Origin of the sequence: Piscibacillus salipiscarius (genome assembly GCF_042685285.1) — a bacterium.
In the GTDB taxonomy this organism is placed as follows: Bacteria; Bacillota; Bacilli; order Bacillales; family Alkalibacillaceae; genus Piscibacillus; species Piscibacillus salipiscarius.
On the sequence record NZ_JBHUMZ010000034.1, the window covers coordinates 1 to 1,157 of the forward strand.

The 1,157-nt window shown below is 35.4% G+C and carries 1 protein-coding gene; it reads left to right on the forward strand.

What is annotated here, in order from left to right; genetic code table 11:
• Positions 1 to 60: 60 nt before the first annotated feature.
• Positions 61 to 1,157 (forward strand): IS91 family transposase (locus ACFSW4_RS11940; RefSeq protein WP_449305990.1); only part of this gene is annotated, 1,097 nt, incomplete at its 3' end.

A 1,157-nucleotide genomic window follows, 5' to 3' on the forward strand; every position in this document is an offset into this window, starting at 1 on the left:
AAAAGATAAGAAAGTATAAAAATTGTGCCATAGAACGCTGTTCTGTGGTATTTTTTTAGTATGGATAATATTCTAAGACGCATATTTTTTGATAAACATAATCATTGGGATCGATTCGTTAACAAATATGGGGGACGAGTGCGTCCAATTGTCCTGAAAGAAATAGAGAAATTTCGAGAATGTGGTAACCCTAAAAATGGATTTAAATTATTTGTATGTGAAGGATGCAACGATCCTAAATTAGTACCATATCGGTGTAAAGGACGATTTTGCACAACGTGTTCAGTCGGAGAGAGTGAAGAATGGGGACGTCTTCTTTCAGAAGACACGATTCATACAACCCATCGTCATGTCATTTTTACGATTGATGAAGGTCTGAGAGATGTATTTCTGAAACATCGCCATTTACTCAAGCCTCTAATGGATGCAGCAGCGAATCTTATTAAGTCCTATTTTAAAAAGAAAGGTAAGTTAACCCCCGGTATCATTGCAGGTTTACATACATTCGGTTCTAGAGTTAATTTTAATCCTCATGTTCATATGTTAGTAAGCATGGGAGGTTTGACCAAGAAAGGGAAGTGGAAAACCTTAGACTTTATCCCTTTTCAAATGCTAAGGAAACAGTGGCAAACTGTGGTGTTAAAAGTGATAAGAAAACACTTAACGGAAAGAGAAAAGAAAGTAGTTCAACCACGTTTACAAGCTGCCTATAGCAATAATTCTGAAGGCTTTTATGTCTATGCACCTAAACAACGAGGTAAAATAAATGAACAATTGAGATATATCGGTAGATATATCAGGCGTCCTGCTATAGGTATGAACCGAATCGTGGCATACGATGGACAATTTGTAACATTTAAGTATGAAGATAAAACGGATGGGAAAGAAAAACACGAAACGGTAACTGTAGAAGAGTTTATTATCTTGCTTATTCGACACATACCAGACGAGCAATTTAAAACCATTCGCCATTATGGTTTATATTCCAGAAGATCTAAGAGTATTAGTAAAAAAATCATTAGTATATGGCAAAAAGCAAACAGAAAATGGTTAGTTAAAATAAAGAAATCCTTAACAAAAAGAACTTATCGTGAGAAGGTTATTGCATCTGGTGGAAAAGATCCCATGAGGTGCTCTTGTTGTGATAACTTTTATGA